This is a genomic window from Streptococcus oralis (assembly GCF_016028255.1).
Taxonomy (GTDB): Bacteria; Bacillota; Bacilli; order Lactobacillales; family Streptococcaceae; genus Streptococcus; species Streptococcus oralis_AC.
This window is the reverse complement of sequence record NZ_CP065707.1, coordinates 311,356-325,601: the sequence shown is the minus strand read 5'-3', so window position 1 is coordinate 325,601 and position 14,246 is coordinate 311,356. Positions and strand designations below refer to the sequence as shown.

9 protein-coding genes are annotated in these 14,246 nt (G+C 44.4%); 8 read left to right on the top strand and 1 reads right to left on the bottom strand.

Annotated features, from left to right (window positions below; translation table 11 throughout):
* The first annotated feature begins 78 nt into the window (after positions 1–78).
* Positions 79–1,758 carry an alpha-L-fucosidase gene (locus I6G42_RS01580; protein ID WP_038804811.1) on the top strand — a complete coding sequence of 560 codons (1,680 nt, stop codon included), beginning with the start codon at positions 79–81 and terminating at the stop codon, positions 1,756–1,758.
* A gap of 44 nt (positions 1,759–1,802) precedes the next feature.
* Here the strand turns inward: I6G42_RS01580 and I6G42_RS01575 are convergent, their stop codons facing one another.
* A complete protein-coding gene (locus I6G42_RS01575; RefSeq protein WP_038804731.1) occupies positions 1,803–3,887 on the bottom strand; it encodes a GH92 family glycosyl hydrolase in 2,085 nt (694 codons plus the stop codon).
* A gap of 170 nt (positions 3,888–4,057) precedes the next feature.
* Here I6G42_RS01575 and I6G42_RS01570 point away from each other — a divergent pair, with 170 nt between their 5' ends.
* From I6G42_RS01570 to I6G42_RS01540, 7 genes are all read left to right on the top strand, one after another.
* Entirely contained in the window at positions 4,058–5,338 is a 1,281-nt protein-coding gene (locus I6G42_RS01570; RefSeq protein WP_038804730.1) for a glycoside hydrolase family 125 protein, read from the top strand.
* A gap of 55 nt (positions 5,339–5,393) precedes the next feature.
* Positions 5,394–8,039 carry an alpha-mannosidase gene (locus tag I6G42_RS01565; RefSeq protein ID WP_038804728.1) on the top strand — a complete coding sequence of 882 codons (2,646 nt, stop codon included), beginning with the start codon at positions 5,394–5,396 and terminating at the stop codon, positions 8,037–8,039.
* A gap of 99 nt (positions 8,040–8,138) precedes the next feature.
* Positions 8,139–9,008, top strand: coding sequence for an ROK family protein (locus I6G42_RS01560; protein ID WP_038804727.1), 870 nt, complete (start codon positions 8,139–8,141; stop codon positions 9,006–9,008).
* On the top strand, positions 9,002–10,882 hold the full coding sequence (locus I6G42_RS01555) for a beta-N-acetylhexosaminidase (RefSeq protein ID WP_038804726.1): 1,881 nt from the start codon (positions 9,002–9,004) through the stop codon (positions 10,880–10,882). Before I6G42_RS01560 ends, I6G42_RS01555 begins: the two co-directional genes overlap by 7 nt.
* Before the next feature lie 112 nt (positions 10,883–10,994).
* Entirely contained in the window at positions 10,995–12,110 is a 1,116-nt protein-coding gene (locus tag I6G42_RS01550) for a DUF4767 domain-containing protein (RefSeq protein ID WP_038804724.1), read from the top strand.
* Between the two features lie 209 nt (positions 12,111–12,319).
* Positions 12,320–13,249: an ABC transporter permease gene (locus I6G42_RS01545; protein ID WP_000714584.1), complete on the top strand. Its 930-nt coding sequence runs from the start codon at positions 12,320–12,322 to the stop codon at positions 13,247–13,249.
* A 13-nt stretch (positions 13,250–13,262) separates the two neighbouring features.
* The gene (locus tag I6G42_RS01540; RefSeq protein WP_000818345.1) at positions 13,263–14,186 is read left to right on the top strand and encodes a carbohydrate ABC transporter permease; all 924 of its coding nucleotides are present in this window, start codon (positions 13,263–13,265) and stop codon (positions 14,184–14,186) included.
* Positions 14,187–14,246 lie beyond the last annotated feature (60 nt).

Sequence of the window (14,246 nt, the reverse complement as noted above, 5' to 3'; positions counted from 1 at the left end):
TTAGGCATGTTTTCTTATCCACAATCTGTGGATAACTTTGTGAACAAGAGAAATAATCAGAGAAAGAGATACGAGATGATGACGAAAATAAAACCACATGGACCATTACCAAGTCAGGCCCAGCTGGATTATTTAGAGGATGGACTAGCTGCCTTTATCCATTTTGGCCCCAATACCTTTTATGACCAGGAATGGGGAAGTGGGCAAGAGAATCCTAAGCGTTTTAACCCGAACAAGTTGGATGCGCGTGAATGGGTTCGAGTGCTCAAAGAAACAGGTTTTAAAAAGCTGATTTTGGTGGTTAAGCACCACGATGGTTTTGTGCTCTACCAGACAGCCCATACAGATTATTCGGTCAAGGCTAGCCCTTGGAGGGATGGAAAGGGGGATTTGCTTCTCGAAGTTTCCAAAGCTGCGACTGAGTTTGACATGGATTTGGGAGTGTATTTGTCTCCTTGGGATGCCCATAGTCCCCTCTATCATGTGGACCGAGAAGCGGACTACAATGCCTACTATCTAGCTCAATTGAAGGAAATCTTGTCAAATCCTGCCTATGGTAATGCCGGGAAGTTCGCTGAGGTGTGGATGGATGGTGCTCGAGGCGAAGGGGCCCAGAAAGTCAACTATGAGTTTGAAACTTGGTTTGAAACCATTCGTGACTTGCAGGGCGATTGTTTGATTTTCTCAACTGAAGGGACCAGTATCCGCTGGATTGGAAATGAACGAGGCTATGCAGGGGATCCCTTGTGGCAAAAAGTCAAGCCAGACCAGTTAGGAACAGAAGCGGAATTAGATTATCTACAGCACGGAGACCCCTCTGGGACGCTATTTTCAATCGGGGAGGCAGATGTATCCCTTCGACCAGGTTGGTTTTACCATGAGGATCAGGACCCCAAGTCTCTCGAGGAATTGGTCGAAATCTACTTTCACTCAGTAGGGCGGGGTACACCACTCTTGCTTAATATTCCGCCTAATAAAGATGGGCTCTTTGATGAAAAGGATATCCAGCGTCTCTATGAATTTGCTGCCTACCGTAACGAGATCTATAAAGAAGATTTGGCTCTGGGAGCCAAGGTATCTGGTCCGGCTCTATCGCCAGACTTTGCCTGTCATCATCTGACAGATGGACGGAAGGCCAGTTCTTGGGCAAGTGATGCAGAGTTGCCAATCCAATTAGAGCTCGATTTAGGAGCTCCTGAAGCTTTTGATGTGATTGAGCTGAGGGAAGATTTGAAGCTAGGGCAACGCATCGCTGCTTTCCATGTTCAGGTAGAGTTGGATGGTGTTTGGCAGGAGTTTGGATCTGGTTATACTGTTGGCCACAAACGTCTCTTACGAGGATCAGTCGTTGAGGCGCAAAAGATTCGTGTGACCATTACAGAGACACAGGCTTTGCCTTTGTTGACCAAGATTTCACTTTATAAAACACCTAGCTTGTCAAAAAAAGAAGCTGTTCAGCAACTAGAGTTCTCAGAAAAAAGTCTGGCTGTGACCAAGGGAGAAAATGCCTATTTTACAGTTAAGCGCAGAGAATCTAGTACTCCTTTAGAAGCTAAGATTTCGATTCAACCAGGGACGGGTGTGCATGGTGTCGCTTATCAGGATGAGATTCAAGTCCTTATGTTTCAAGCTGGTGAGACTGAAAAAAGGCTGACGCTACCAACCTTGTATTTTGCAGGAGATAAAATCCTTGATTTTTATCTGAATTTGACGGTAGAGGGGCAGCTTATTGATCAACTTCAAGTTCAAGTTTCATAAAAGAAGAACCTTTGAATCGTTCAAAGGTTCTTTTCTTTTGGTTATTAGTGGTTTGGTAACCAGCTGAGAGTGAAGGTTAGTTGCTCAGCTTTCAAGAGGTCTTGGTGTTGGATACTAGATACTGGGGTCTTGTCCAATCGACATTCTTTGACAAAGTTGAAATGACTGTTGTTTTGCTCGGCATGGATATCCAGCCATTTACCTTCTTTAGCCAGGTAGATACGGAGGTGGTCAAAGAGAGGGATTCCGAGATCGTAGCTGGGCTTGCCCGGATAGGTCGGATAAAAACCAAGAGCTGACCAAATGTACCAAGCCGAGAGACTGCCATTGTCCTCATCGCCAGGATAGGCTTCCCAGCTTGGGCGAAAGGCTTTCTGACGCAAGGTTTTGATGAGTAGAGCAGTGTAGTCAGGGTAGTTGCTGTAGCGGAAGAGATAAGGGATGTGGAGGCTAGGCTGGTTGGAAATGGCGATTTGCCCAAAAGGAGCGGTAGCCATCTCGCTCATTTCATGAATCTCGTAACCATAGCCGGTGGTTTCAAAGAGAGGAGCGTCCTGACAGGATTTCAAAAGATAGTGGCTAAATGCTTCTTTTCCGCCCATGAGTTGACGCAAACCTGGGATGTCATGTAAGACGCCTAAAGTCGCTTGAATGGCAGAGCATTCGGCGTAGTCTCGTCCCCAACTATAAGGAGAGAAGTCGGTGCGGAAATTTCCTTGACTATCACGCGCTCGCATGTAACCTGTCTCAGCGTCAAATAGATGGCGGTAATTTTGTGATGCAGACATGTAGGTCTCAGCTATTTCTCTTTTCCCTAGTTTTTCGGCACAGCTGGCGATACAAAAGTCACTATAGGCGTAGTCTAGGGTATGGCTAACGCTTTCGTGGTGGTCGGTAGAGAGGTAGCCCAGTTCTTGGTATTGGGCTAGTCCATGGCGACCATTGATGCCGAGAGAGTCGGACTTGCTGGCTGTTTCAAGCATGGCTTGGAGGAGTTCTTTTTCTAGGTCGGGGGCCATGTCCTTGCAGGCGCTATCTGCGATAATGCCGTCTAAAAGGGTACCAGGCATCATGCCACGTTCATCTGGAGCCAACCATTTTGGAAGAAATCCGGTATCGTGGTAGCTATTGAGAAAGCCTTCTACAAAGAGACGATAATGCTCTGGTATGACAAGGGCAAAGAGGGGGAAGGTAGTGCGGAAGGTATCCCAGAAGCCATTGTTGCTAAAGAGGACACCGGGCTTGACAGTACCAGTAGTCAGGTCCATATGGATAGTTTGCCCTGACTCATCAACCTCATAAAAAGTCTGAGGAAATAGGAAGAGTCTGTAGAGGCAGTGGTCAAAGAAGGTTCGGTCGGCTTCTCCTGTCTCTATAACGTCAAAACGATGGAGGAGATTTTCCCAGTCCGCTTGGGCATTTTCTTTACAGCTATCAAAATCTTCTTGAGGTAGATTGACTAGAGCTTGAGAAGGGGATATGAAAGAAGTGCCTAGTTGAATCTCGGCTTGACTGCTTGCTAAGTCAATTCGCCAGTCTCCCTCTTCTTGTGTGATAGCAAGAATATCCGTATTCATTTGTAGAGCAGTAAACAGTATCAGCGGATTTTTGTTGGTCTCTGTTTTTCCCTCTTGACGCAGGGCAAGAGTCCGCTTATCTATTTGTTCTACTGTAAGTTCATCTGCTGCGTGAAGATAGAGGGAGAGGACTTTGCCTTGCTTTTGCTCCAAACGAATAGAAGCGCCATAGCAAGTCGGTGTCAGTTGGCTTTCAATCTGATAGCGCAGGGAGAAAATCTTCAGATAATGAGATTGGAAGGAGGCTTTTTCGATATCATAAGAAGACTGGCGGTGAAAGAGACTGTCTCCCCCAAGCTGGCCTGTGACAGGTGTTAGGAGTAGCCAAGAATAGTCGCCAATCCAAGGACTTGGTTGATGGGTCAATCGAATCCCCTGAAAGATGGGCAGATGCGGATCGAAGAACCAAGCTCCCTCCTGGTCACTGGTCTGAGGCACAAAATAATTCATCCCAAAAGGTACGCCTGTATAAGGCAGAGTATTTCCCCGAGAGAAGGCATGCTTGCTAGCAGTACCAAAGCGGGTATCGATGGTTTCAAGTAGTGGTTTCATAGTCTTTCCTTTAGCTGTTTTTCTACATTATATCAGAAAAATGAGGCCTTTAGATATGGGGTTCGAAAGTAAGCAATTTTGTAGAGAAATGACTATCATTTGTGTATGTATTTTCTTTCTCAAAAACTATATACTGAACATGAAACTTGTTTGAAAGAGGAAACTGCACGATGATTTATTCGAAAGAAATTGTTAGAAAATGGTTGGATGAAGTAGCAGAGCGTGCCAAGGACCATCCGGAGTGGGTGGATGTCTTTGAGCGTTGCTATACAGACACCTTGGACAATACGGTTGAAATCTTAGAAGATGGCTCAACTTTTGTCTTGACTGGGGATATTCCTGCCATGTGGCTTCGGGATTCGACAGCCCAACTCAGACCCTACCTTCATGTGGCTAAAAGAGATCCTCTCTTGCGTCAGACCATTGCAGGTTTGGTCAAGCGTCAGATGACCTTGATTCTCAAGGATCCGTATGCTAACTCCTTTAACATTGAGGAAAACTGGAAGGGTCACCATGAGACTGACCACACAGACCTTAATGGCTGGATTTGGGAGCGCAAGTACGAGGTGGACTCGCTTTGCTATCCTTTGCAGTTGGCTTATCTCCTTTGGAAAGAGACTGGGGAGACCAGTCAGTTTGATGAGACTTTTGTCGCAGCGACCAAGGAAATTCTCCATCTTTGGACAGTGGAACAAGACCACAAGAATTCACCTTATCGTTTTGTCCGCGACACAGATCGAAAAGAAGATACTTTGGTAAATGATGGCTTTGGACCTGACTTTGCAGTGACAGGTATGACCTGGTCAGCTTTTCGTCCGAGTGATGACTGCTGTCAGTATAGTTATTTGATTCCGTCCAATATGTTTGCCGTAGTTGTCTTGGGTTATGTGCAAGAAATCTTTGCAGCATTTGTCCTAGATGATAGCGAGAGTATTATCGCAGATGCTAAGCGTCTCCAGTCTGAAATCCAAGAAGGGATTGAAAACTACGCCTATACCACTAACAGCAAGGGCGAAAAGATTTACGCCTTTGAAGTGGACGGTCTAGGAAATGCTAGCATCATGGATGATCCAAACGTACCAAGTCTGCTGGCGGCGCCTTATCTGGGCTACTGCGATGTCAACGATGAAGTGTATCAGGCAACTCGTCGTACCATTCTAAGCCCTGAAAATCCATATTTCTACGAAGGAGAATATGCTAGTGGTCTCGGAAGTTCTCATACCTTTTATCGCTATGTCTGGCCGATTGCCCTCTCTATCCAAGGCTTGACAACAAGTGATAAGGCAGAGAAAAAATACTTGCTGGATCAGCTGGTTGCCTGCGATGGTGGTACAGGTGTCATGCACGAAAGCTTCCACGTGGATGACCCAACGCTTTACTCTCGTGAATGGTTCTCCTGGGCCAACATGATGTTCTGTGAATTGGTCTTGGATTACCTAGATATTCGCTAGCCAATTCTTTAGTTAGATAGAAATAAAAATTTAAGTTAGAATGAGGTTTTACTTCATGGAAAATGTTGTTGTACATATTATCTCACATAGTCACTGGGATCGTGAGTGGTACTTGCCTTTTGAAAGCCACCGTATGCAGTTGGTGGAATTGTTTGACAATCTCTTCGATCTCTTTGAAAATGACCCTGAGTTCAAGAGTTTCCACTTGGACGGCCAAACCATTGTCCTTGATGACTACTTGGAAATTCGCCCTGAAAATCGCGACAAAGTCCAACGTTACATTGACGAAGGCAAACTCAAAATTGGTCCCTTTTACATCTTGCAGGATGATTACTTGATTTCCAGTGAAGCCAACGTCCGTAATACCTTGATTGGTCAAGCAGAATGTGCAAAATGGGGCAAATCCACTCAGATTGGTTACTTCCCAGATACCTTTGGAAATATGGGACAAGCTCCCCAAATCCTTCAAAAATCAGGCATTCACGTGGCAGCCTTTGGCCGTGGTGTCAAGCCGATTGGATTTGATAACCAAGTCCTCGAAGATGAGCAGTTCACTTCCCAGTTTTCAGAAATGTACTGGCAGGGTGCAGACGGAAGTCGCGTTCTTGGTATCCTATTTGCCAATTGGTACAGTAACGGAAATGAAATCCCAGTTGATAAGGATGAAGCCCTGACCTTTTGGAAACAAAAACTGTCAGACGTGCGTGACTACGCTTCGACCAACCAATGGTTGATGATGAACGGCTGTGACCACCAGCCTGTACAGCGAAATCTGAGCGAAGCCATTCGTGTGGCCAATGAACTCTTCCCAGATGTGACCTTTGTGCATAGTTCCTTTGATGACTATGTCCATGCAGTAGAAAGTGCTCTACCTGAGCAACTATCTACCGTTACAGGTGAGTTGACCAGTCAGGAAACAGATGGCTGGTACACACTTGCCAACACTTCTTCTTCACGGATTTACCTTAAACAAGCCTTCCAAGAAAATAGCAACCTGCTAGAACAAGTGGTGGAACCATTGACTGTCATCACTGGCGGCCACAACCACAAGGACCAGTTGACCTATGCTTGGAAAGTCCTTCTACAAAATGCGCCACATGACAGTATCTGTGGTTGTAGCGTGGACGAGGTTCACCGTGAAATGGAGACACGTTTTGCCAAGGTCAACCAAGTCGGAAACTTCGTTAAGACCAATCTTCTCAATGAGTGGAAGGGCAAAATCGCAACCCACGAAGCCCAAAGCGACCATCTCTTTACTGTCATTAACACAGGCTTGCATGACAAGGTTGATACGGTCAGCACAGTGATTGATGTGGCGACTTGTGATTTCAAAGAATTGCACCCAACAGAAGGCTATAAGAAGATGGCAGCCTTGACCTTGCCAAACTACCGTGTCGAAGATTTGGAAGGACATGCTATAGAAGCGAAAATCGAAGATCTGGGAGCTAATTTTGAGTATGATTTGCCAAAAGACAAGTTCCGTCAGGCTCGTATCGCTCGACAAGTGCGCGTGACAGTCCCTGTTCATCTGGCACCACTTTCTTGGACAACTTTCCAATTGCTTGAGGGAGAACAAGAACACCGTGACGGTATTTACCAAAATGGAGTGATTGATACGCCATTTGTAACGGTAAGCGTGGATGAAAACATCACGGTCTACGACAAGACAACTCATGAAGCTTATGAAGACTTTATTCGCTTTGAAGACCGTGGTGACATCGGAAATGAGTACATCTATTTCCAACCAAAAGGAACAGAGCCTATCTACGCAGATCTGAAAGGTTATGAAGTCTTGGAAAATACAGCTCGTTTTGCCAAGATTTTGCTCAAGCATGAATTGACAATTCCAGTAAGTGCAGACGAAAAACTAGATGCAGAACAAAGAGGCATCATCGAGTTTATGACGCGTGAAGCTGGGCGCTCAGAAGAATTGACAAGCATTCTTCTTGAAACAGAGATGACCGTCTTTGTTGACAATCCACAAATCCGCTTCAAGACTCGCTTTACTAACACCGCCAAAGACCACCGTATCCGTCTCTTGGTCAAGACTCATAATACGCGTCCAAGCAATGATTCTGAAAGCATCTATGAGGTGGTGACACGACCAAACAAACCAGCGGCTTCTTGGGAAAATCCTGAAAATCCTCAACACCAACAAGCCTTTGTCAGCCTTTATGATGATGAAAAGGGTGTGACGGTGGCAAATAAAGGATTGCACGAGTATGAAATCCTTGGAGATGATACCATTGCAGTGACCATCCTTCGTGCCTCAGGTGAGCTAGGTGACTGGGGTTACTTCCCAACACCAGAAGCTCAATGCTTGCGTGAGTTTGAAATCGAGTTTACACTTGAATGCCACCAAGCAGGGGAACGCTTCTCAGCTTTCCGTCGTGCCAAAGCCTTCCAAACACCTTTCACTAGTCTTCAGCTCGCTAAACAAGAAGGAAGTGTTGCTGCGACTGGTAGTCTCTTGAGTCATGCGGCACTCAGCTTGCCGCAAGTCTGCCCGACAGCCTTTAAAGTGGCGGAAAATGAAGAAGGATATGTACTTCGTTACTACAATATGAGTCAAGAAAATGTGCGCATATCAGAACACCAACAAACCATTTTGGACTTGCTTGAGCGACCATATCCAGTTCATTCAGGACTATTGGCTCCACAAGAAATTCGTACAGAATTGATTAAAAAAGAAGACATTTAACAGTTTTAAAGTGTTTGATAACTAATACTATGAGATAGAAAGGAGGGGCGAATGAGTAAGGACTAACTACTGACTCGCCCCTTTTTATGGTAAGGAACAATGACCATTGCAACCATTGATATCGGAGGGACTGGGATTAAGTTTGCCAGTCTGACTCCTGATGGAAAAATACTAGATAAGACAAGTACTCCAACGCCAGAAAACTTGGAGGCTTTACTGACATGGTTAGACCAGTTCTTGTCAGAGCAAGATTATAACGGCATTGCTATGAGTGTTCCAGGCGCGGTCAATCAAGAAACAGGTGTGATTGAGGGAATTAGTGCCGTCCCTTACATCCATGGCTTTTCTTGGTATGAGGCCCTTGCTCATCATCAGCTACCTGTCCATCTAGAAAATGATGCCAACTGTGTTGGGCTTAGTGAATTGCTAGCTCACCCAGAGATTGAAAATGCGGCCTGTGTCGTGATTGGGACAGGAATTGGCGGTGCCATGATTATCAATGGCAAGCTTCACCGAGGTCGCCACGGCTTGGGAGGAGAGTTTGGCTACATGACAACTATCGAGCCTGCAGAAAAGCTCAACAACTGGTCGCAACTAGCGTCAACTGGAAATATGGTGCGATACGTGATTGAAAAATCTGGTCAGACTGACTGGGACGGACGCAAGATTTACCAAGAAGCTGCAACAGGAAATGCCCTTTGCCAAGAAGCTATTTTGCGCATGAACCGTAATCTGGCGCAAGGCTTGCTCAATATTCAGTATCTGATTGATCCAGATGTTATTAGTCTGGGAGGCTCTATCAGTCAAAATCCAGATTTTATCCAAGGCGTCAAAAAAGCTGTCGATGAATTTGTCGATACCTATGAAGAATATACGGTCGCACCTGTCATCCAAGCCTGCACCTATCATGCAGATGCCAATCTCTACGGTGCCCTTGTCAACTGGCTACAGGAGGAAAATCAATGGTAATTTTTACAGGACTTAGTCCCAAACAAACTCAGGCAATTGACTTGCTGACAAAGCATATCTCTTTACCAGATGTGGAAGTTGCAGTCGCTCAGTCTGACCAGGCCTCTATCTCTATCAAGGGTGAGGATGGACATTATCAACTAACCTATCGCAAACCCTATCAACTTTACCGCGCCTTGTCTTTGTTAGCAACAGCTCTAGTAGAAGGTGATAAAGTAGGGATTGAGGAGCAGGCGGCTTATGAAGAGTTGGCCTACATGGCAGACTGTTCGCGAAATGCAGTGCTAAATGTGGCTTCTGCCAAACAGATGATTGAGGTCTTGGCTCTAATGGGTTATTCAACCTTTGAGCTTTACATGGAAGATACTTATCAGATTGAGGGACAACCTTACTTTGGTTATTTCCGTGGTGCCTACTCGGCTGAGGAGTTGCAGGAAATAGAAGCCTACGCCCAGCAGTTTGACATGACCTTTGTGCCTTGCATCCAGACCTTGGCCCACTTGTCAGCCTTCGTTAAATGGGGTGTCAAAGAAGTGCAAGAACTTCGTGATGTGGAGGACATTCTCCTTATCGGCGAGGAAAAGGTGTATGATTTGATTGATGGCATGTTTGCCACTCTATCTAAACTACAAACACGCAAGGTCAATATCGGGATGGATGAAGCCCACTTGGTTGGCTTGGGACGCTACCTGATCTTAAACGGAGTTGTGGACCGTAGTCTCCTCATGTGCCAACACTTGGAGCGCGTGCTGGACATTGCAGACAAGTATGGCTTCCACTGTCAGATGTGGAGCGATATGTTCTTCAAACTCATGTCAGAAGATGGCCAGTACGACCGGGATGTGGAAATTCCAGAAGAAACTCGCGTCTACCTAGACCGTCTCAAAGACCGTGTAACCTTGGTTTACTGGGACTATTATCAGGATAGCGAGGAAAAATACAATCGCAACTTCCGCAACCACCACAAGATTAGCCAGGATATCGCCTTTGCAGGGGGAGCTTGGAAGTGGATTGGTTTCACACCCAACAACCATTTCAGCCGTCTTATCGCTATGGAGGCCAATAAAGCCTGCCGTGCCAATGACATCAAAGAGGTCATCGTGACGGGTTGGGGGGATAATGGTGGAGAAACAGCCCAATTTTCTATCCTACCAAGTTTGCAAATCTGGGCAGAACTCAGCTACCGCAATGATCTAGACCGTTTGTCTACTCATTTCCAGACCAATACAGGTCTATCAGTTGAGGATTTCATGCAGATTGACCTAGCTAACCTCTTGCCAGACCTGCCAGGCAATCTCAGTGGTATCAATCCCAACCGCTATGTCTTTTATCAGGATGTTCTTTGCCCGATTCTTGACCAGCACATGACACCTGAACAGGACAAGCCCCACTTTGCGCATGCTGCGGAGACCCTTGCTGAAATCAAAGAAAAAGCTAGTGCCTACTCTTATCTATTTGAAACTCAGGCCCAGTTGAATGCTATTTTAAGTTCTAAAGTGGATGTGGGACGACGCATTCGTCAGGCCTACCAAACAAACGATAAAGAAAGTCTACAAGAAATCGCCAGACAAGAATTACCAAAACTCAGAAGCGAGATTGAACAATTCCATGCCCTCTTTAGCCGTCAATGGTTGAAAGAAAATAAGGTCTTTGGCTTGGATACAGTCGATATCCGTATGGGCGGACTTTTGCAACGTATCAAACGAGCAGAAAGCCGTATAGAGGCTTATCTGTCTAATCAGATTGACCACATCGACGAGCTAGAAGTTGAAATTCTACCATTTACTGACTTCTATGCAGACAAGGATTTCGCAGCAACTACAGCCAATCAGTGGCATACCATTGCGACAGCTTCGACGATTTATACGACATAGGCATTTATCACAAACAGTTAAACATCTCCTTTTAAACACATGGAGATGTTTTTTGATTTGGAGATAGGGAAGGAGTATAATGAAAGAATAAGGATGGTTTGGAGGTATGACCATGAAAAAGTTACTACTGGTCCTAGGTGCTAGTATGCTAGTCTTATCTGCCTGCCACAGAGCGACAGAGGATGGCGTAACGAGTCCGTCAATACCAAGGGAACAACAAACCAAGGAAACAACCAACTATTTTCACTATTTAGCAGATTCCTATCAAAAGGCTTTTTCGCATGAAAAAGATCATAAGGATACAACCGTCCAATCACCTATGGCTGCTACTCTTGCAGCCATGGAAGAACTTGAGTTATCTAATCCGGCTGATCAAGCCTTGATTATAAAGAACTACTCGGATTTTCAGAAGCTAATTCAATACAATACTGAAAAGTGGGAGGAAGAGTTTGCAAGCTGGGCTTCTTCTATGGGGCAGTCCTATCATAGACTAGAGCATGCAAACTTTGATGAAAAAAATGAACTAATCAAAAAATTAGAAACTACAACAGTCTCTCAGAAAAGTGTCAAATGGAATGTTTTTGGAGTATCGAGTGACAATGCCTATGATTACTTGGTTTTGGCTGCCTACTATGACAATCAGGACAAACATTTCTACCTATTTACACTGAAGGATGGGCAAGCACAGGTCTTGCATGCCGATAAGACACTGGAAACTATCCCTACTGCAAATTTTGAAGAGACTGAAAACACAGATTTAGCGCAACGTTTTAAGGAATTTCTATTAAAAACAAGTGTAACTACAGAGAGCGAGCCAGATACAGATAATAGTTCTTTAATAGACAAGATAAAAACAGCCATGGAATCCTACTCGGATAGTAAAGGTGAAAGATTTAAGTCAACTAACTTAGCAACATATGGTCACTACTATGGACTAGCAGTGCCAGACCAGATAATGCAATTTGGACAAGTAGATGGGGTGAATTATACTTTTAAATGGTATGGGTATATTGCAGGTTCAGGTTCTGGGCGGTTTGAAATCCGAGCTTGCTATGTGAATGAAGCAGAGACAGAGGTGATTCTCTTTGGCTACAAGGATGGTAATCCTGCTCTTTTACATACAGAAGGAAGACCAGAGATTGAGAAGAATGAATCAGGGGCTATCATAAGTGCTCAGGTTCATTTTGTCGAGTTTCATCACCCAATATTGGAACAAGTTTTCAATTAGTAAAGAGGAAATACATTTATCGTATGCAGAGTGTTTCTCGTGAAACCTATTTCTTATAAAAAACTTCTCCACATAAAATAATTTGTGGAGTTTTTTCTATAATTAGTAGTTTAACCTAGCCATCAATTAGGAGTATACTAATAATGTAATCGTTATCAAACCTAAAAATTCGATGAAATCAGTTTTTAGGAATAAAAAGGGAGGAAATTATGAAAAAGTTTTCAAAGACCTTGAGAGATAACTGGATCTTTCTCTTGATGGTTTTACCAGGGGCTCTCTGGCTGATTCTATTCTTTTACATTCCAGTATTTGGGAATGTGGTCGCCTTTAAAGACTACCACATGACCAGTAATGGATTCATAGATAGTATTGTGAATAGCAAATGGGTCGGGTTAGATAATTTCAGATTCTTGTTTAGTTCAAAAGATGCCTTTATCATCACTCGAAATACCGTTCTTTACAATCTCGGCTTTATCTTTATCGGTTTGATTGTATCAGTAGGGATTGCCATCATCCTCAGCGAACTTCGCTCTAAGAGAATGGTTAAAATCTTCCAAACATCTATGTTGTTCCCTTACTTCCTGTCATGGGTTATCATCAGTTTCTTTACAGATGCCTTCCTAAACATTGACAAAGGGGTTTTCAACCATTTCCTAACATCCATTGGCATGAAGGAAGTCAACTTCTACGCTGACTTAGGCATTTGGCCATACCTTCTCCTTTTCCTAGGTATTTGGAAAGGCTTTGGATATAGCAGTGTCATGTACTATGCGACAATCATGGGAATTGACCCAACCTACTACGAAGCAGCAACAGTGGACGGGGCTAGCAAGTGGCAACGTATTCGCAACGTAACCATTCCTCAGTTGACTCCGCTTGTAACAGTCTTGACCATCCTTGCAGTCGGAAATATCTTCCGTGCAGACTTTGGTCTCTTCTATCAAATCCCACACAATGCGGGTCAGCTTTACAATGTAACCAATGTTTTGGACGTATATGTCTTTAATGGTTTGACTCAGACAGCAGATATCGGTATGGCTTCAGCAGCCGGTCTTTACCAATCCGTTGTCGGTTTGATTCTGGTTATCCTATCAAACTTGCTTGCAAGACGAGTCGATCCAAACTCAGCTTTGTTCTAGAAAGGAGGAGAATATGGCAGAAAAGAAAATTAAAAAAGAAAAAATCGATAATGTCGGCATTCACTCCTTCAGTAAGAAAGCAGATATCTTCTTTAGTATTATCTCTGGTTTGATTGCTCTTTCTTGTATCTTGCCCTTTATCTTCGTTATCATCATTTCGGTGACAGATGAAAAGAGCATCCTCCAGTATGGATATAGCTTTTTCCCATCACAGTTTGGATTAGATGGTTTTGAGTTCTTGGCTCAGTTTAAAGATAAGATCCTCCAAGCGCTCTTTATCTCAGTCTTTGTGACAGTAGTCGGGACAGTGACCAATGTCTTCATTACAACCACTTATGCCTACGCCATCTCACGGACAACCTTTAAGTACCGCAGATTCTTCACAATCTTTGCCCTTCTTAGTATGTTGTTCAATGCTGGTTTGGTACCAGGCTATATCGTGGTGACTCGTTTGCTCCAACTTGGTGATACGGTTTGGGCCTTGATTGTTCCAATGCTTCTCTCACCATTCAACATCATCTTGATGCGTTCCTTCTTCAAGAAGACCATTCCAGAAGCCATTCTAGAATCCGCTCGTATCGATGGTGCCAGTGAAGCTCGGATCTTCTTCCAGATTTGTTTGCCATTGTCACTTCCAGGTATCGCAACCATCACGCTTTTGACAGCTCTTGGTTTCTGGAACGACTGGTTCAACGCCCTTCTTTATATCAAGAGTGACAACTTGTATCCATTGCAGTATTTGCTCATGCAAATCCAGCAAAATATGGACTACATTGCAAAAGCAGTCGGCCTATCTGGCCAACTGGGAGTTGCTCTACCGAAAGAAACAGGTCGTATGGCCATGGTTGTTGTTGCAACCCTTCCAATCGCGATTCTGTATCCATTCTTCCAACGCTACTTTGTAAAAGGTTTGACCATCGGTGGTGTGAAAGAGTAGCACTTGCTGAGAAACACCGTTTCTCCCTTCCCAACTTCATCTTAGTGACTGAAGTTACAA